The following is a 19,424-nucleotide window of genomic DNA, read 5'->3' as shown; positions in this document are numbered from 1 at the left end:
AATTAATTTTAATATATAAAATTATGAAACAAAATTTTTTAAAATACTTTTCCTTAGGAATGGTATTGACATCGGTTTTCGTGTCGTCTTGCAGGAAAGATGATTTCGTTGATGGCGATGCGCAAAAAACGCAAACTACAGGAAAAACAATTATTAAGATTATAGATGGGCCAGAAAAGTCTCTTTTCTTAGATGCTGCTACAGGTATTGGTTCTGTAAACGTTTTCAATGTAAGGAGAGATGCTGTTAGTGCTGATGCGCTTAGTATTTCTAGTTCGGTTACTTTAACCGCAGCGCCTGATTTGATAACAGCATATAATGCAGCTCATCCTATTTCTGCAGGTGTGCCAAATACTTATGAAACATTACCAGAAAGCCTTTATACTTCTGGTGCAGGTTTAACAAAAACTTCAACTGGTTATACCATGGCGCTTAACGCAGGTGATTTTGCTAAAGATTTCGCTATTAATTTAAATTTTGGTCTTTTTGATTTTAGTAAAAAGTATGCTTTAGCCTATAAAATAACCAATTCAGGTAATGGAACCACTTCGGCTACTCAAGGTCAAATTTTTGTTCTTATAAGTGTTAAAAATGCTTATGACGGTGTTTATTCACAATCAGGTGGGTTTATTCAGCGATATACTGCTCCGGGAGTAAAAGAAGTTGGGACTTTAAGTGGTACATTGGCAGGGAATCCTGATTTAACATTAACTACTATTAATGCAACTACTGTTGAAATAGGAAATTTAACTTGGTTCGGTGGCACGGGTGGCGTAGGTGGTATCGCTAACTTAAGAGCAACAATAGATCCAGCTACTAATTTAGTAACAATGTCTTGTTTAGGTGCTCCAACGCTTAAAAATACAGCTGGAACTGTTAATAAATATGATCCAGCCACTAAAACTTTTACATTAAATTTTGACTGGAATCCGGTTACAACACCAAGGGTTGTTTCAGATCTTGTAATTAAATACAAAGGCACCAGATAATACTTAGTAATTTTAGTTTTAGGCCTTCAATTAATTGAAGGCCTTTTTTTTGCATATTTGTTTTATAGTTATACATCAGGTTATGAAAAGTAAATCCTCTTTAAAAGAAGTTTTAATAGTCGCTTTGTTATTTGCAAGCATAGGGCTTCACGCACAGGTTAAAACAGTTGGCACGTATAAAAATCTTATTACGGTTAAAGAATCAAGATCAGATTTAGAAGGTTCACCATATTTATACCCTGAGTGGGAGGAAGCTACTGTAAAATTTTCTGCTGGTATTAATCCGCTTACCGAAAATGTTAAATATGATTTGCTTGAAGATATTGTAGTGGCCAAGGGTGCAAATGATGAAGAATACTCATTTAATGATATGCCTACTGAATTCGTTTTAACCAATTCGAAGGAAATTTATAGAAATGGCTTTCCACCAATGGATAGCATGACTGAAAAAACATTTTATCAGGTAATTTATGATGGTAAAGTGAAGTTTCTGAAAAAGTTATCAAAAACAGTTATAGAAAGTAAAGGCTATGCATCTGCTTCTGTTACAAAAAAAGTGTCAGAAACCATCAATTACTATGTTTTAACAAAAGATAAAAAATTTCTGAAAGTTAAGAATAACGAAAAATCAATTATTGCCGCATTAGGTAATGGAGATGCATTAGGCAAATTTATAAATGATAACAAAATTGATCTAAAATCAAATGATGGCATTATAAAATTATTGACTTTCTATGATGGCCTCTAACTCTTAAAACAAGCGTCTTTATTTATTAATAATCATTTAGTCTAAAACCTGATTGTGTTTTCTTCAGAGTAATTTAGTAATAAATAGCGTCGCATCTTTAACTTTAATGAAGTAGAATAAGCAAAATATTTGACTATTATATCGGTTAAATAATTTTATTAAAATTGACCATTTTAATTTAACGTAGCTCTGTAGATTATTCGACTTCATTAAAACTAGATTAGAAAAAATGAGGAAATAATGAATGTTTGAAATTTTTTGTCATTTATAAATCACAATTATAGTATATGCTGTTAATTTATGTTAAAAATACTTTTTCAAGGCTATATTTATTTCTTTAATACAAACTAATTTTCATTCCTAACTTAAATTTCATGAAAAAACTTTTACAAAGTTTGTTCGTGTTGGTGTTTATTGCATTTACTGCGGTAGCTCAAGAACGAACAATTACTGGGGTAGTTACATCACAGGTCGACGGATTACCTATCCCTGGCGTTAGTGTTAGAATTAAAGGTAGCCCAGGAGGCATCGTTACTTCTTCAAATGGTAAGTATTCACTTACTGTAAATTCAAAATCAACTGGCTTAGAATTTTCTTATGTTGGTTTTATCTCTCAAACAGTTTCTTTAACCAATACTAATGTTATTAATGTTTCGTTGCAAAGCTCTTCAAGAGATTTAGATGAGTTAGTTGTTGTTGGCTATGGTACGCAAAAAAAGGGAAGTTTAACTGGTGCTCAAGGTTCTGTAAGTTCTAGCGATATCCAAAACACTCCAATATTAAACCCTCAACAAGGTTTACAGGGTAGGGTTGCTGGTGTTCAGGTTACACAAGCATCTGGTACTCCAGGTGGTGGTATTTCCATTAACATCCGTGGTGCAAGTTCAATTTCTGGTAGTAACCAACCACTTTATGTAATCGATGGTATTCCGGTAAATACTGGTTCGTACACACAGGTTGGTGCCGGTGGTCAGTTAACGAACTCTTTAGGTGATATTAGCCCGAGCGACATCGAATCAATGGAAATATTAAAAGATGCTGCCGCTACTGCTATTTATGGCTCAAGAGGTGCTAATGGTGTGGTTTTAATTAACACGAAAAGAGGTCTTAATCAGAATACCAAAATTGGTGTAAATGTTTATTCGGGCATTCAGGAGGTTGCTAAAACGCTTCCAACTCTTACTGGTCCAGAATACATTCAATTGATGAATGATGCGGTTAATGCAAGGTACGGAGGTACAGCGAATTATAGTGATAGCAGAATAGGTGGTGGTGTAAGAAGTGCTAACCCAAATGATTATCCAACAACGAACTGGCAAGATTTGATTTTCGAAACAGCTCCAATTACCAATTATGAAATTAATGCTCGTGGAGGAAATGACAAAACCAAGTTTGCTATCTCATCGTCATTTTTCGATCAGAAGGGTGTGGTTATTGGTAGTGGTTACAAGAGATTTAGCGGCAGGTTAAATTTAGATAATCAAGCAACCGATAAATTAAAATTAACATTATCAACAAGTTTTAGCAGTTCGGTAAATAATAGATTAAATAACGATAATAATATTAATGGTACTGTTAGTGGTGCATTTTTGTTAGGATCGCACGTTCCAGCATATAATGCAAATGGTACTTATGGCAGAGATGCAATTTCTTCTGTAGATAATCCACTTGCAGGTGCCAATGAAAATACTTTCAAATTTTATAGTAATCGTTTATTGGCATCGGGTGGTGCAGAATATAAGTTTACACCAGAATTAACTTTTAAATCTCAGGCATCTGTCGATTATTTTACTTCGAAAGATAGAACTTTCTTATCAACGCTTACCAATGCAGGCTCTGGTTCAGGTGGTTCGGCAACAGAAGGCCAAAACCAAGAGGTTAACTATATTTTTGATAATACTTTAAATTATGCCAAAGTATTTGGTGGCATACACAGTGTTAATTTATTAGCAGGTTTTTCTTATCAAGAATCAAACTACGAGAATATTTTAGCATCTGCAACAGGATTTCCTGGTAATGATATCAGAAGGCTGTCGGCAGGTTCTGTTAGAACAACTGCAACTTCTGGTGGTACGTCAAATGCTTTAGAATCATATTTTGCAAGAGCAAATTATTCTTACAAAGGAAAATATATTTTCCAGGCATCAGGTCGTTTGGATGGTTCATCTAGATTTGGTTCGGAAAAAAGATATGGTTTTTTTCCTGCAGTTTCAGGTGCATGGAGAATGTCTGAAGAATCTTTCTTAAAAAATGTTAAAGCTATTAGCGATTTAAAAATTAGAGCAAGTTATGGTATTGTAGGTAACCAGGAAATTGGAAACTTTACTTCGCTGCCATTAGTGGGTGGAGGTTCAAATTATCTTCAAAATCCAGGTTTGGCACCAACTCAATTGGGTAATGTTAATTTAACCTGGGAAAATACTGCAGCTTTAGATTTAGGATTGGATTTAGGTTTATTTAATAATAGATTAACTTTGAATGTTGATGTTTATCAGAAAAAAACATCTGATTTACTTTTAGGTAAACCACTTGTTGGTTCATCTGGTTTCACCACCATTCAATCAAACCTTGGTAAAACAGAAAATAAAGGTTTAGAGGTTGCATTAACAGGTGTTATTTTTAATAAAAAAGATTTCTCTTGGACAACTAACTTCAATATCTCTTTAAATAAAAATAAAATTGTTGAGCTTTCTGGCAATCCATTTGCAGCGGGTTTCGCTTCCTGGGTAGAGGCCGGCCAATCATTAGGCGCATTTAGAGGATATAGAGTTTTAGGTATTTTCCAAAGTGCTGCAGAAATTGCTGCTTCACCAGTACAAGCCGTAACAGCAAGTCCTTTAACATCTACTGCACCAGGTGATATCAAATTTGCTGATTTAAATGGTGATGGTGTAATTAACTCATTAGATCAAGAAATTATTGGTAAAGGTGTGCCAACTTATCAAGGTGGTTTTACCAATAACTTTAAGTATAAAAACTTTGATTTATCTGTTTTCTTACAATACCAGGGCGGTAATCAGATTTATTCAAATACACGCTCGTTTGGTGAAGGTATGAATAGTGTTTTTGGTCAGTTGGCTACTACATTAGATAGATGGACGCCTACCAATACAAATACGACTGTGCCTAGAGCAGTTTATCAAGATCCAAACAATAATAGAAGGGTATCTGATAGATTTCTTGAAGATGGTGATTTTTTAAGAATAAAGAATGTTAGCTTAAGCTATAACTTTGGCCCTAAGGTGTTAAACGCACTTAAGGTATCAGCAATAAAATTATATGCTTCAGCACAAAACCTTTATACTTTTACAAATTACTCAGGTTTAGATCCAGAGGTAAGTACATTCTCAGTTACAAATACTGCTCCTGGTACTGATTTCTTAACCTATCCTCAAGCAAGAACATACACTTTTGGTCTTAACTTAACTTTTTAATGAATCTTGATATGAGAACATATATAAAATATAAATATTTAACTTACTTATTTGCAGCTTCTGCTGTTTTCTCTTCCTGCAAAAAGGAATTGGAAGCGCAAAAGCCTCAAGCATCGTTAGATGCTGCTGGAGCATTTACTAATGTTGCAAGTGTAAGGGCAGGATTGTTTGGTGTTTACAATAGTTTACAAAGCGGAAACTATTACGGCTTGCAATACAACGCTTTCGCTGAACTAGGTGGTGGAAATTTGATTCATGTTGGTACTTTTCCAACTTACGCACAAATTGCAAATAATCAGATCCTTACAGATAATGTTAACATAAGTGATATGTATAACACCATCTATAATGGGATTAATAATGCAAATACTATGATTGCTGCGGTTCCTAACATTACGGATGCGGCTTTAGACAAAGATGCAACACTTGCAGAGCTAAGAACCTTAAGAGGCTTAATGTATTTCGATTTATTGAGGTATTTTGGCGGCTCTAATGATGGTTATGGAAAAGCTAATGGAGTTGGTGTTTCTCTAAAACTTACACCTACGCTTACAGAATCTGATGCTACGCCAATTGCAAGAAATACAGAAGCGCAAGTTTACACTCAAATTTTAGCTGATTTAGATTTTGCAATAGCTGCTCCAACCTTTGCAAATAGAATTACAAATAGAGCTGGGAAAGATGTTGCCAATGCTATAAAAGCCAGAGTACAATTGTACAGAGAACAATGGGCAGAGGCTGAAGCTTTAGCTACGACTGTAATTGGTAGTGCAAGGTATTCATTATTAACTACTGCTAATTATGGTAATATTTGGGCTGCTAAAAACTCTGCAGAATCAATTTTTGAACTGGATTACAATTCGGCCGATCAAAACAGTATTGCATTTTATTATTACACAACTGCTGCTGGTGGACGTAACGAAATCAGTTCATCAAATGCTTTAAATACAGCGCATGAAGCAAATGATGTTAGACAAGCAATCAATTTTACAACTGTTGCTCCTCTATCAAAAACCAGAAAATTTACTCGTATTGCAACCGGCGATGATAATGTGATTTTGTTTAGATTGGCAGAGATGTATTTAATACGTGCAGAAGCAAGAGTGCGCCAAGGTAGCGCTCAAAAAATTGCCGATGGTTTAGCCGATTTAAATGTAATCAGAGTTAGAGCAGGTTTAACACCTCTTGTGTCGGTTTCTCAGGCTGCTGTTTTAACTGCTATTTTAGCAGAAAGAAGAATTGAGCTAGCACATGAAGGACATAGATGGTTTGACTTAAGACGTTTCAATCTTACATCAACCTTAGGAATTTCGCAAGCATATAGAGCTTTATATCCAATTCCACAAAGAGAAGTTTTAACTTCAGGAAACATAATTGCTCAAAATACAGGTTACTAATATTCTTTAATTATACAATGCCCTCATAAAGTTTACACCTTTTTGAGGGCATTTTCATTTAAAGATAAATTGTAAACCTTGCCCGGTTTAAGTAAATATTGTAGCTTTATTAAAGTTTTAAATTATAGTAAAATGAAATATTTTTTAGTAGTATTGTTTTTAAGCATGAGCACAAAACAGCTTCTTGCGCAAGCTCTAACTTATCAGGACGGTAGCCCTGCTAAAGAAATAAAGTTGGTTAATGTTGAGGGCTCAGAATTGCTATATCCGAACTGGCGCTTAGGTTCGGCTAAAATAGCTTCAGGAATTGTTTATTCAAATATAAGCCTGAAATACAATCTGTATGAAGATCAGTTATATTTTTTAGGAAAGGATAGCATTTCGATGAAATTTATTAGCCCTGTTAACGAATTTCATTTAGAAAAAGATGTGTTTAAGAATGGTTATCCTCCTGTAAAAACATTTAATAATTTATCGTATTATTTAGTTATGGTTGAAGGAAAAGCTACCCTCCTAAAAAAATTGATTAAAAGTATTATTGATGTAAAAGACTTTAATTCTTCGATTACAACAAAAAGAATTATGGATGATAAATCTTATTTTTTGTTTATTAATGGGGTAATAAATCAAGTTAAAAATGATAAATCTTCATTTTTAAACCTTTTTAAAGATAAAAGTTCAGAAATGGAATCCTTTTTTAGGGCGAATAAAACTAATTTTAAAAAAGATGAGGATTTGATTAATGCAATTAGTTACTATAATACATTGAAATAGTAAATCAAGTCAATTTATTATTTTTCATGCATTATTTGGTACAAGTATTTAAATATTGTAGAGATATTCTGTCTTTTAGCTAGCAGGAAAAAGATACAATCGAAGTTGAAAATTGTTTATTTTTTTTTGTAAAATTTGCATTACGTTTTTGTTTTATATACTTTAGTTCCCAAGTAATTAAAACTTAACTAAATTTTATGAAAAAACTTCTACAAAGTTTGTTCATTTTGCTGTTTATTGCGGCCACCGCATTTGGGCAAGAGAGAACAATCACAGGAACAGTTACAAGCAAGGAAGATGGGCAACCGCTCCCTGGTGTGAGTGTTAAAATTAAAGGAACTTCTGGCGGAACAACTACTTCGGCAGCAGGAAAGTTCTCGATCAATGTTTCTGCAGGTTCAACAACCATTGAATTCAGTTCACTCGGTTATGCTCCAGAGAGCAGACAAATTGGCTCTTCAAATTTAATAAACATTTCGTTGAGTTCTGATTCAAAAACATTAAGCGATGTTGTTGTAGTCGGTTATGGAACGGTCAAAAGGAAAGATGTTACCGGCTCTGTGGGTAGTGTTTCTGGGGCTGTTTTGGCTAGTGCTCCTGTTGCAAGCTTTGACCAGGCATTGGCAGGTCGTGTTACGGGTGTTCAGGTTACCGTATCAAATGGCATCTTAGGTTCTACACCTCGTATTAGAATTAGGGGAACAAACAGTATATCAAATGGTTCCGATCCACTTTATGTCGTTGATGGCTTGCCAATCGTTACTGGTAATCAAAGTAGCGTTACTGCTACAAATCCACTAGGGGATATCAATCCAAACGATATTCAAAGTGTAGATGTACTTAAGGATGGAGCAGCAACAGCAATATATGGATCTAGAGCTGCTGGAGGTGTAATCATCATTACCACCAAAAAAGGAGTTTCAGGTAAACCTAAAGTTAACTATAACTCTTGGTTCAGTTCGTCTAACGCATCAAAACGCTTCAGTTTACTATCTGGATCTGAGTTTGTGACCATTGCTAACGAAAAATTAACAAATTCTGGCGCTGCGGTAGGAGCTGTAGACAATGGAACAAATACAAATTGGCAGGATGTAGTTTTTAGAGAAGACGCATTTCAACAAAATCAAGCATTATCATTTAGTGGGGCTACAGATCAATCTAACTATTATTTTTCATTGAATTATGCTGATTATGATGGTATAATCAAGGCAAATAATCAAAATAAATATCAATTTTTTGGTAAGTTGGAGCAAAAAGCATTAAATAACCATGTAACCTTTGGTGCTAGCGCGAACATAAATTATACTCGTAATTTCGGGCTTCAAACCAGTACAAATGGGCTTTCTGGTAATGTTGGTAATGCCATAAGAGCTTTACCTAACTCTACGCCATTCAACGCAGATGGCAGCTATAACTTTAGTGCAGACTTGGCTCGTTTAGGTAAAGGACCAAACATTAGAGAGATAGATGATAATTATACTAACATTCAGTTCGTTCTGGATAACAACATTTTTAGAAACCAATCGGTTAATTTAATTGGTGGTACGTTTATAAATATTAATATTTTGCCTGGTCTTGATGTTAAATCACAATTATCAACTAACGCATCTTATGGTGAAGATTACCAATACTATAGCCCATTACATGGTGATGGCCGCGGTTCTGGTGGTTATGCATTCCAACAATTTATTCCATCATTCAGATATGTTTGGACAAATACGGTTTCATATAACAAAGTTTTAGGTGATCATACAATCGGTGTAACCGCTGGGCTAGAATTCCAAAAATCAAGATATCGTTCGTTTAATGCAAGCGGTACTGGAATATCAAGTATATTCTTTGGTGGTGAGAATATTATTTCGAGTTCTTTTCCTCAGGCAACCTTCTCTATTGGCGGTGGCGTGGCAGAAAATGCTTATAAATCTTATTTCGTAAGGGGAACTTATGGTTATAAAGAGCGTTATTTGTTAAGTGGAACCTTCAGAACAGATAAAATTTCTTCTTTACCTATTGGTAACCAAGTTGCTAACTTACCAGGTGCATCTATTGCTTGGAGAGTTTCTAAAGAAGAATTTTTTGCAAATGCTTCGGGGTTAAAATTCATTAATGATTTCAAAATTCGTGGTGGTTATGCAAAAGTAGGTAATACGGATATAGGAAATTATCCTTTCGCGGGCACTTTTGCCGCATCAACTTATGGGGCACAGAGTGGTTTGTATTATTCTCAAGCAGGTAACTCATCTTTGAAATTTGAAACCAGTAAAAAATATAATGTCGGTGTCGATTTATCTTTATTTAACAGTCGTATAAATATTACTGCAGATTATTTCAAAAACAATGTTGATAATTTAATTTTATTTGCGCCAACTGCACCTTCATTAGGTGTACCAGGTAATGGAATTAACCAAAACGTTGGTAAAATGACCAATAAGGGATATGAATTTTCAGTTAACACAGTTAATTTTAAAAATGATAATTTTTCTTGGTCTACAGATGTTAACTTAACGCTCGTTAAAAATAAGATAACGCAATTGGCAAATAATAACGCCGATGTTATTCAGGCGTCCGGTTATAACATCAACAGAGTTGGCGAATCAATAGGCTCCCTTTATGGATATCAATATGCTGGGGTTAATTCGGCAAATGGTAATCCTTTATATGAAAAAGCAAATGGACAAATTATTCAAGGTAATATTGCCAATCAGGCCTATTATTTATATGACCCTAACAATCCAGGCACGCTGGGAGCTGCAAGTACATTAGCTGCAACGGATAAAAGAGTACTTGGTTCAACAAATCCAACCTATTACGGAGGTATTAATAACACGGTAAGTTATAAATCGTTCGATCTTAGCATTTATCTTGTTTTTTCTGGTGGTAATAAAATAATGAACATAACTCGTCAAGAAAGTTTATTAAATCAAAAATTCTTAAATAACGGTTCAGAAATTTTAAACCGTTGGACGCCAACAAATACTTCTACAAGTGTCCCTAAGGTTTATTACGGTAGAGATGCATTTACAAATTTAACAGCAAATACGGTTTCTCGTTTTGTTGAAGATGGTAAATTCATACGCGGTCAGAACATCAATTTAGGCTACACGCTCCCAACCACTTTAATAAATAAATTGTATTTAAGCAGGGTTAGAATATATGGGCAAGTTCAGAATGCATTCGTAATTACAAATTATTCGGGATTAGACCCAGAATTGAATACTTCCGTTACAACAAATAGCCAGGCAGGTTTAGATTATAATACAAACCCTAAATCTCGCACATTTGTTGTTGGTATAAATGTTGGATTTTAATAGCTACAGATATGAAAAAGATATTTAAAAATAAAATTTTAACGAGTGGGTTTTTTGCTGTAAGCTTATTATCCCTTTTAACTGTTTCTTCTTGCAAGAAGTTTACAGAACTTAATCCGAAGAGTTCATTGTCAGAGGCTTCTGCTTTTTCTACGGCTGCTAATATAGAATTAGCTATGGTAGGTGTTTATAACACAGCAACGGTTGGAACTTACAATGGTGGTGCAGGCCGTGGCTATCCTTTTGGTGCAGCATCAATCGAGCAATCTGAAATGCGTGGCGAAGATATGGTAAATACAGCAACGTTTTATCAGCTCACATATGAAGCGTTAATAACCTCGAGTACTGCAAATAACGTTAACATGTGGAGCAATCTATATTCGTTGATTAATCAATGTAATATTGTAATTGATGGCGTTACAGCAGCTTCTGCAGCAGGTACTATAAGTACATCTGTAGGTAATAAATATTCGGGGGAAGCTAGGTTTTTAAGAGCACTAGCATATCACGAATTAGTGATTGATTTTTGTAGACCATATGTAGATGGCAATGGTGCTAGCCCAGGTGTTCCTTATAGAACTGTAGGGGTAAATTCTACAGATATTGTGGCTTCGCAAATTTCAGTTCCTCGTGGTACGGTTGCAGATGATTATACTAAAATTCTAGCTGATTTGGATTTTGCAGAAGCAAATCTTCCAGTTGGCGCATCTGCTGCTGGTTTTACGAGAGCTACGAAAGGTGCTGCAATTGCATTAAAAGTCCGTGTTAAGTTACACATGAATGATTTTGCAGGTGTAATTACTGAAGGTGCAAAATTAGGCACATCTGCTGCATCAGGGCCTTATACTGGCGTTGCGGCAAATGGGGTTTACTCTTTGACCGCGAGTCCTGATGGTCCTTTTGTATCCTTTAAAAATAATACAGAATCTATTTTTTCAATTGAAAACGGATCTGCTTCAAATGGAGGTGTAAATGGTGCATTGGCAAATATGTTCGGCCCAGCTGCAAATGCTTTAAATGCACTTGTTGGCAGAAATTTAGTGGTTACTAGTCCTAATCTATATAATGCAGCTTTTTGGGTTACTGGTGATACAAGGAGAAGTTTATTGCAAATTCAACAAACAACTACAGGTGCTAAGTATTTTTTTAATTATAAATACAGAGACCCTGCTACCAGCACTGATTATGCACCAATTATACGCTATGCTGAAGTTCTTTTAAATGTTGCCGAAGCTTATTCAAGAACAAATGCTTTGGATACAAGAGCGTTGAATTTATTAAATGCTGTTAGAAATAGAGCAGTACCAGTAGCTAGCCAATATACTATTGCGAGTTTTGCTAACCAAAATGCTTTAACGCAAGCGATTTTAAATGAGCGTAGAGTTGAGTTTGCCGGTGAAGGTAGAAGATGGCCAGACATTACCCGTTTATCACAAGATCCTAATTTTGCAGTTACAGGAGGAGGTATTCCAGCAAAAATTTTAGTGACGGCATTAAATGGATCTGGATCAAACTGGGATGCAGTTCTAAGACCCGTAACAGTAGCAGCAAAGGTTGCCCTTCCTTATACGGATTTCCATTATATTTGGCCTATTCCACAGGATGAGATGAATGCTAACCCTAGTATGACTCAAAATCCTGGTTATTAAGAATAAGTAACTAATCAAAAAGCCGAGATTTACGCTCGGCTTTTTTTATGCCAAAATATTAACACAAAAATTTTTCACTCACTTCTTATCAACACTATATTTTCCTGGTCCAATAAATATTAAGCCTAAAAACACAATTGCCAACTCAATCGCATGGCTTGCACCTTGTAATCCATCACCTTTAGAAAAGTGAACCAATGCTGCAATTATCATCGTAAAGATTAATAATATACACGCTGGCCTGAAAAAGAGTCCAACGATAAGTAAAAATCCTCCAAAGGTTTCCGTAACTGCGGCCATGAAACCCCAAAAAGTTGGTAAGAAATCAACTCCCACTACTTTCATACTTCCGCCTAGTCCAGTCCACCCATCAGGGCCACCCGCTAATTTTGGGAAGCCATGAATAATGAACATGATGCCCAAACCAACCCTCAACAACAGTAAGCCTGTGTTTCGGTATTTTCCTAAGTTATCTAATATTGCCATGTTATAAATACTTAAATTCTACGTTATTTGTTTCAATTTTTAGCTCTATTTCTGCACCAACTATCATTGTACGATTATTCTCTATATGCCCTGTTGGAAAGTTAAAACAAACAGGATAATCATATTCTTCAACAATAGTGCAAATAACCTCTTCAGCAGTTTGTCCAAATGGAATCTTCTCTGGAGTAATTTCGTTGAAGGCACCGATAATTAAACCTTTAAGTCTAACCAGTTTTCCTGCCCTTTTAAGCATTCTAAGCATCCTGTCGATGGAATATTCATGTTCACCAACATCTTCCAGAAATAAGATTTTATCTTCAAAATCCATTTCAGAAGGAGAACCTTGAAGCATGCAAAGCAGCGTTAAATTTCCACCAATTAATATACCCGTAGCATTTCCAGCACGGTTACTAAACTCGCTTTTATATTTAAAAACTTGCTTTTCTCCAAATAAAGCACTTTTTAGGGATAATAAGGCTTCTGGTGTAGAATCTTCAAAAGTATAAGGCATTTGAGCATGCATAGACTGCGTTTTCAGCGCTGCAAAAATATGCGATAATATTACTGTTATGTCACTAAATCCAATAAACCATTTCGGGTTTTTCACGAAATTACTAAAATCCAGCTCATCAATAATTCGGATGGTTCCATAACCACCCCTGCCAGCAATTATCGCTTTTATTAGTGGATCATCTATAAATGTTTGAATATCAGAAGCCCTTAAAGCATCAGCTCCTGCAAATTGATTCTCCTCGGCATAAACACTTTTACCAAGAACAACATCCAATTCCCAGCTTTTTAAAATAGTAATCGCATAATCAATGGTTTTGGGTAATTTCTTCGCCGGACACACTATGGCAATCTTATCTCCTTTTTTTAAATACGGGGGCTGTATAATCATGGTTAAAACGATATCTTTGTCAAATTAAATAATTTGTTTTGGATAATAGTAAAATAAAAAGATATACCGTAACTGCGGCACTGCCATACACAAACGGACCGGTGCATATTGGCCATTTGGCAGGAGTTTATATTCCTGCTGATATTTATGCAAGATACCTACGTTCGAATAAACGAGATGTAAAATTTGTATGTGGTTCTGACGAAAATGGAGTGCCAATTACTTTAAAAGCTAAACGAGAAGGAATTACGCCGCAAGAAGTTGTAGATAAATACCATAAAATAATTGGCGATTCATTCAGAGAATTCGGAGTGTCTTTCGATATCTACCATCGTACATCATCATCAACACATCATCAAACTGCTGCCGATTTTTTTGAAACACTTTATGATAAAGGTGTTTTTACAGAAGAGATAACGGAACAATATTATGACGAAAAGGCAAAACAATTTTTAGCCGATCGTTATATTACCGGTACTTGCCCAAATTGCGGTAATGAAAATGCTTATGGCGATCAATGCGAAAACTGCGGTTCGACATTAAACGCAACCGATTTAATCAATCCTAAATCTACGCTATCTGGCGATAAGCCAATTTTAAAAGAAACCAAGAACTGGTTTTTACCTTTAGATAAATATGAAGACCGATTAAGAGCATACATAGAAAGCCATAAAGAATGGCGACCAAATGTTTATGGTCAATGCCAAAGCTGGTTAAATGCTGGTTTACATCCACGAGCAATGACCCGCGATTTAGATTGGGGCATTCATGTCCCGCTTCGCGATGCAGAAGGTAAAGTTTTATACGTTTGGTTTGATGCACCAATTGGATACATTTCTGCCACTAAAGAACTTTGTAATTACGCAAAGCTTGATGTTTGGAATCCAATGGCCGAAGAGTATTACATCAATAATTTTGAAGCAGATAAGTGCGGTTGGGAAGAATATTGGAAAGATGAAGACACGAAACTTGTACACTTTATTGGCAAGGATAATATTGTTTTTCACTGCATTATATTCCCTGCGATGTTAATGGCGCATGGTGGTTTTATTCTGGCAGATAATGTTCCTGCAAATGAGTTTCTTAACCTCGAAGGTCAGAAAATATCAACATCAAAAAATTGGGCAGTTTGGTTAAACGAATATTTAAGGGAGTTTGAGGGAAAACAAGATGTTTTACGCTATGTTTTAACTGCTACAGCACCCGAAACAAAAGATAACGACTTTACCTGGAAAGATTTTCAAGCCAGAAACAACAATGAACTGGTTGCCGTTCTCGGTAATTTTGTAAATCGTGTTATGGTGCTTACACATAAATACTTTAATGGAGTGGTGCCAACTTTAATGGAAATTACAGAACAAGATCAAGCTGTAATAGATGATTTGGCAGCCTTTCCGGCAAAAATATCCGCATCTATTGAAAATTATCGTTTCAGAGAAGCACTATCAGAAGTAATGAATGTTGCCCGTTTGGGAAATAAATATCTGGCAGAAACTGAACCATGGAAGTTGATAAAAACAGATGAAGATCGTGTTCGTACAATTTTGTACATCTCATTACAAATTTGTGCCAATCTTCAAATTTTTATGGAGCCATTTTTGCCTTTCACAGCCGATAAGCTGATGAAAATGCTAAACAACGGTAAACAAGGTTGGGAAGAAGCAGGCACTATAACACTAATCAAACGAGGTCATGATATTAAAGAAGGTATTCTGTTATTCGAAAAAATAGAAGATGCTGCGATTGATTTCCAAGTAGAAAAACTAAACCAAAGTAAAGTTTCAAACGCTACGGCTGTTGCTTCTATTCCGGCAAAGGAAAACATCAATTTTGACGATTTTTCTGCAATGGATATACGTGTTGCAACGGTTATCGCAGCTGAAAAAGTTGATAAAACTAAAAAGCTATTAAAGCTTACTGTAAATACTGGTATTGATGAACGCACAGTTGTTTCTGGTATAGCAGAATATTATAAACCTGAAGATATTATTGGTAAACAAGTAAGTATAATTGTGAATTTGGCTCCAAGAGAAATCAAAGGTATTCTATCACAAGGAATGATTTTAATGGCTGAAAATTCAGAAGGTAAACTTGCCTTTATTACTCCGGCTGAGAAATTTGAAGAAGGCAGCGTGATAAGATAAAGATGTTTACGTCTTATGATTTTAGATTTACAACTAAGCTAATTAGAAAGAAACAGCTACAATCCTTAACCTGTCTTACCAAAAGTGTTTTTTGTAAAAAATCACTTTAAAAACTCTGAATAATAATTCTTAAGCCTCGACATTACTGTCGGGGCTTTTGGCTATATAATAGCTATCTAAAATGATAGCACTAACGTTTAGGATATTAGCTAAAAGAGCAGCTCTAAATTTGTCCAATAAATTTAACAACATCTTAAAAAGATTCATCATATCATTTCAAGTCCTTGCATCGATATCCATCCGAGTAAAATTAAGTAATGCCACGGTAGAATTTATTCGGATGAACCTATACAAGCTTATGACTTTGTTTTACCGTATTTGGCTTTTTAGGTATGACGGATATTAAAGCTTTCAGGGTTAAAGGCTCTTCCTCTATCGAAGTTGTAAATGATACTGACTTAGAAAGTAGGTGTAAAAAGTATTCAAATTAATTAATTGCAATTTTTACCTTATAAGTTTCTCAAGTGCTTTAGGTAAACTTATAAGGTTTAATAGATTTGGTGATTATTCCTTTCCTCTAAATCATTAAAGTTTATATATAAATAAGAGCGTTTTTATATTTGATCTTTTATAAAAATCTATTTTACTAAGTCAATATTATCTATGTTAGTATTGTTTTCCTTGGTCTTTAAAACGTAATTTGAACCGAAATTAATCATTACTATTATTAAATTATTTGCAACTAATCCTATTTCTGTCATTACGATGCTAAAACTTACCAAATCGTTGACAGAAAATGAGTTTTCCTTCGAATCCAAAAAAAAATCAATTTCTTGGTCATTTGCGTCTTGTATAATACCAGAATTTTTATCCTTATTAAAGGAAATTATCACACCATGTCTCATATTTAATGTAAAAGACTTAGTGCATAGAATGATGTCCTTCGTTTTGCACGAAGGTAATGTTAAATAGGAGTTTTAAATTATATGGTTTTGATATAAGGTATTAATACTCAATAATTGATATGTCCAGGTATTGCAGGCAAGCTAAATATATCTACCAGAAAATCTTAAGCTTCTTTTTTCGAGATCTGATTTTCTGTTTGAATGGTTATCCTCTTTACTAATTCATTCACCTCAAAAGTCTTTTTTATAAAATCATCAGGTTTACATCCATAGCCATTCATCAAGCTCAATTTGCTCCTCATCGATATTAGAACCAGCGGTATATTTTTAGTATCATGCATACTTTTTAAATTCTCGTTCAATTTCCTTCCTTCATGCCTACCGAGTTGTACATCAGGTAGTAATAACATTTGGGCTAAATTCTAATATGGCCGAAATAGATTTAATTGGGTCAGATGAACATTTTGTTTCAAATCCTGCATGCTCCAATCCGTTTAGGCAAATGACCAACAATTTCTGATATAATTTAATATATTTGCAACAATTAATAGGATTTTAGCAAAAGCTCTAATAGCTGAGATTGTCTTGTAATTAATTGACAATCAGTGTGAAAAATGTTTATTTTATTTAACACTTATTACAAAGGTCCCGTAGTTCAACGGATAGAATAGAAGTTTCCTAAACTTTAGATATGAGTTCGATTCTCGTCGGGACCACTATTTTTGTCAAAATCTGCGAAATTTCGAGTAAAATCGCAGATTTCTTTTTCCCTCCATACAAATTCAATTGATTTCAGCATCGTTTGTTGTTACAATTTGAATATCAATATCAACAGGCAAATTGTGTATGAGTTAGTTGTTTTTGGCTTTCGTTAGAGGGTCATGGAAAGGATAGGGTTTAATTTCGAAATTCCTTTCAAGCACCCAACAGCATAAATTTTATTTGATGTTAATTCAATTTTGTACATGAAGATCGCATATTGAATCAGCTCAAATGGAACATTTAATATCCATTAGATCGTCTGCGTTTTCGACAGCGCCACATCTTCTCATAGTGAAGCGTTTGAACATCACATTAAGGAAAAAATCATTTCGCTGGCGATTGCCTATTCTGGCAATTGTGCAATAGTCCTGATGTTTTAGCACAATCAAAAATGCAAGGTCTACATGAAGTACCATTGCTTTAAATAAAAAAGTCATTTTGTTATTTTATAATCGAACTTTTTATCCAGTCCGTAAATACGGAAACCCGTGTCCAATTGGACACTTCTCCATAATAACCATTGATTCGGAAGTTTTCGATGTCCCCTTGTGTAGAATGTAGAATACCTATTAATTCCATTTTGCCTCCAGCCTCTCTAAACAAACCGCCACCACTGTCTCCACCCGATGGTGTATACTCCATTTCAATTGGGTGATCAGATCCCATTTTGCTGACAGCGGGATTTAAAGGGCTATCGAAATCAAATTGTAGCATAGCCGGTTTTCCGTTTACTTCTTTTCCAGCGAGCTTATCTATAATATTTTTCCCTGCCGATTTTACACCGGAATTCTGTATCTTAAGTCTCCCTTTTTCATTCACTATTCCGTATATACCATAGCCCACTCCAGTTACTTGAGTTCCGAGCTCGTTGAGTTTCGTGTTCAGCCCAGGCAAAGCAATATTATTAACATCCCTATCTAGTTCAAGCAATACCAGATCAGTTTCGGTCTCCGTACTATAATCCCCTCTACCAGTATAGGTAATAATTCTTTTAACCTTAAAAATATTCCCGTTAAAATCGAGGGAGAAATCTCCGGGTTCGAGATCATTGAGCTTTCTTCTCTTTGTGAACATTTGATTTGCAGTCATGAGTACATGAGTTGCCGATAGCACAAATCTCGGTGTAATCAGCACCCCTGATCCGATGAATTTTCCATTTTCCAATGCTTTACCCACACAATCGAACTGTTTTGAGGATGCCAGTTTGGACAAAGCTTCGGGATTTGCATCGTGCCTGGAAATTCCACAAAAGAAAAGGCAAAAGGATACTACAGGGAAAAAAGGGAAGATTTTTATTGCTCTCATATTAATTAGTTAATTTGAACTGGTAGCTTTGGTTTCGCGTCCTTTTATGCATTTTGTGTTTCCACCATTGCAAAACGCTTTCGAGTGAAACAAATAGCTTACGGATACGCCAATGGAACACATAGGCTGGTTTAATGATGAATTGTATACAATGTAGGAGATATTTCTGATGTTATCGAATTATTGGATGTATTGATATTCTGAAATATATAAACCGATAAGATGGAATACTCGTTTTGCTGGCAAACTAGCCGTGAAACAAACGTTGTTGATAAAAGTTCTTTCGGTAGCTTAATTTTTTTCTTATTGAGAATGATGAAGTTATGAGTAATAGAAGAATAATAGGGAGATAATTTTTGGCTATAAAGGATTTTTTTCTACTTTTGCAACCCGCTTCGGAGGAAGGGAAAATGTTTGAAAGGTTAAAAGAAAAGGTTTAGAATTATTTGGAAATAGTTCTTGTGGGAGGGAGAAATTTTATTACCTTTGCAACCCGGTTCGGAAGAAGCGGAAATAATTGAAAAGCTGGGGTTATGAATTAAAGAGAGGCTAAAAAAATAAAATTTATTTTATTTGGAGGTTAAAAAAAGATTTCTACCTTTGCACTCCCAACAGAAACGAA

Annotated in this window: 12 protein-coding genes and 1 tRNA gene; 9 read left to right on the top strand and 4 right to left on the bottom strand. The window is 35.0% G+C overall.

The window, feature by feature from the left end; genetic code table 11:
• Positions 1–23: 23 nt before the first annotated feature.
• From IEV50_RS17890 to IEV50_RS17860, 7 genes are all read left to right on the top strand, one after another.
• Positions 24–989: a DUF1735 domain-containing protein gene (locus IEV50_RS17890; RefSeq protein ID WP_188416983.1), complete on the top strand. Its 966-nt coding sequence runs from the start codon at positions 24–26 to the stop codon at positions 987–989.
• Positions 990–1,071: 82 nt separating this feature from the next.
• A complete protein-coding gene (locus IEV50_RS17885; RefSeq protein WP_188416982.1) occupies positions 1,072–1,737 on the top strand; it encodes a hypothetical protein in 666 nt (221 codons plus the stop codon).
• A 374-nt stretch (positions 1,738–2,111) separates the two neighbouring features.
• The gene (locus IEV50_RS17880) at positions 2,112–5,171 is read left to right on the top strand and encodes a SusC/RagA family TonB-linked outer membrane protein (protein ID WP_188416981.1); all 3,060 of its coding nucleotides are present in this window, start codon (positions 2,112–2,114) and stop codon (positions 5,169–5,171) included.
• An 11-nt stretch (positions 5,172–5,182) separates the two neighbouring features.
• On the top strand, positions 5,183–6,568 hold the full coding sequence (locus IEV50_RS17875) for a RagB/SusD family nutrient uptake outer membrane protein (RefSeq protein ID WP_188416979.1): 1,386 nt from the start codon (positions 5,183–5,185) through the stop codon (positions 6,566–6,568).
• Between the two features lie 132 nt (positions 6,569–6,700).
• The gene (locus tag IEV50_RS17870) at positions 6,701–7,342 is read left to right on the top strand and encodes a hypothetical protein (RefSeq protein ID WP_188416977.1); all 642 of its coding nucleotides are present in this window, start codon (positions 6,701–6,703) and stop codon (positions 7,340–7,342) included.
• 197 nt (positions 7,343–7,539) lie between these two features.
• Positions 7,540–10,650, top strand: coding sequence for a SusC/RagA family TonB-linked outer membrane protein (locus tag IEV50_RS17865; protein ID WP_188416975.1), 3,111 nt, complete (start codon positions 7,540–7,542; stop codon positions 10,648–10,650).
• An 11-nt stretch (positions 10,651–10,661) separates the two neighbouring features.
• Entirely contained in the window at positions 10,662–12,299 is a 1,638-nt protein-coding gene (locus IEV50_RS17860; RefSeq protein WP_188416973.1) for a RagB/SusD family nutrient uptake outer membrane protein, read from the top strand.
• Between the two features lie 78 nt (positions 12,300–12,377).
• Here IEV50_RS17860 and IEV50_RS17855 read toward each other — a convergent pair whose 3' ends face one another.
• Both IEV50_RS17855 and IEV50_RS17850 read right to left on the bottom strand, forming a co-directional pair.
• Positions 12,378–12,785, bottom strand: coding sequence for a DoxX family protein (locus tag IEV50_RS17855; protein ID WP_188416972.1), 408 nt, complete (start codon positions 12,783–12,785; stop codon positions 12,378–12,380).
• Between the two features lies 1 nt (position 12,786).
• Positions 12,787–13,686: a S66 peptidase family protein gene (locus IEV50_RS17850; RefSeq protein ID WP_188416970.1), complete on the bottom strand. Its 900-nt coding sequence runs from the start codon at positions 13,684–13,686 to the stop codon at positions 12,787–12,789.
• A gap of 38 nt (positions 13,687–13,724) precedes the next feature.
• On the opposite strand from IEV50_RS17850, the gene metG reads away from it, so the two are divergent.
• Positions 13,725–15,830, top strand: coding sequence for a methionine--tRNA ligase (metG, locus tag IEV50_RS17845; protein WP_188416967.1), 2,106 nt, complete (start codon positions 13,725–13,727; stop codon positions 15,828–15,830).
• A 1,069-nt stretch (positions 15,831–16,899) separates the two neighbouring features.
• Here metG and IEV50_RS17840 read toward each other — a convergent pair.
• On the bottom strand, positions 16,900–17,145 hold the full coding sequence (locus IEV50_RS17840; RefSeq protein ID WP_188416965.1) for a PleD family two-component system response regulator: 246 nt from the start codon (positions 17,143–17,145) through the stop codon (positions 16,900–16,902).
• Positions 17,146–17,379: 234 nt separating this feature from the next.
• Between IEV50_RS17840 and IEV50_RS17835 the strand changes: the two genes are divergently transcribed.
• Positions 17,380–17,451: transfer RNA gene (locus tag IEV50_RS17835), tRNA-Arg, on the top strand.
• Positions 17,452–17,938: 487 nt separating this feature from the next.
• Here the strand turns inward: IEV50_RS17835 and IEV50_RS17830 are convergent.
• Positions 17,939–18,802 carry a trypsin-like serine protease gene (locus IEV50_RS17830; RefSeq protein ID WP_188416964.1) on the bottom strand — a complete coding sequence of 288 codons (864 nt, stop codon included), beginning with the start codon at positions 18,800–18,802 and terminating at the stop codon, positions 17,939–17,941.
• Between the last annotated feature and the right edge of the window lie 622 nt (positions 18,803–19,424).

It is taken from the genome of Pedobacter mendelii, from assembly GCF_014635725.1.
Lineage (GTDB): Bacteria > Bacteroidota > Bacteroidia > Sphingobacteriales > Sphingobacteriaceae > Pedobacter > Pedobacter mendelii.
This window is presented reverse-complemented; position numbering and strand designations above follow the sequence as displayed.

What these genes read in the sequence shown, in the direction of transcription:
- IEV50_RS17890 (WP_188416983.1), top strand. Translation starts at nt 24, where the DNA reads ATGAAACAAAATTTTTTAAAATACTTTTCCTTAGGAATGGTATTGACA.
- IEV50_RS17885 (WP_188416982.1), top strand. Translation starts at nt 1,072, where the DNA reads ATGAAAAGTAAATCCTCTTTAAAAGAAGTTTTAATAGTCGCTTTGTTA.
- IEV50_RS17880 (WP_188416981.1), top strand. Translation starts at nt 2,112, where the DNA reads ATGAAAAAACTTTTACAAAGTTTGTTCGTGTTGGTGTTTATTGCATTT.
- IEV50_RS17875 (WP_188416979.1), top strand. Translation starts at nt 5,183, where the DNA reads ATGAGAACATATATAAAATATAAATATTTAACTTACTTATTTGCAGCT.
- IEV50_RS17870 (WP_188416977.1), top strand. Translation starts at nt 6,701, where the DNA reads ATGAAATATTTTTTAGTAGTATTGTTTTTAAGCATGAGCACAAAACAG.
- IEV50_RS17865 (WP_188416975.1), top strand. Translation starts at nt 7,540, where the DNA reads ATGAAAAAACTTCTACAAAGTTTGTTCATTTTGCTGTTTATTGCGGCC.
- IEV50_RS17860 (WP_188416973.1), top strand. Translation starts at nt 10,662, where the DNA reads ATGAAAAAGATATTTAAAAATAAAATTTTAACGAGTGGGTTTTTTGCT.
- IEV50_RS17855 (WP_188416972.1), bottom strand. Translation starts at nt 12,785, where the DNA reads ATGGCAATATTAGATAACTTAGGAAAATACCGAAACACAGGCTTACTG.
- IEV50_RS17850 (WP_188416970.1), bottom strand. Translation starts at nt 13,686, where the DNA reads ATGATTATACAGCCCCCGTATTTAAAAAAAGGAGATAAGATTGCCATA.
- IEV50_RS17840 (WP_188416965.1), bottom strand. Translation starts at nt 17,145, where the DNA reads ATGTTATTACTACCTGATGTACAACTCGGTAGGCATGAAGGAAGGAAA.
- IEV50_RS17830 (WP_188416964.1), bottom strand. Translation starts at nt 18,802, where the DNA reads ATGAGAGCAATAAAAATCTTCCCTTTTTTCCCTGTAGTATCCTTTTGC.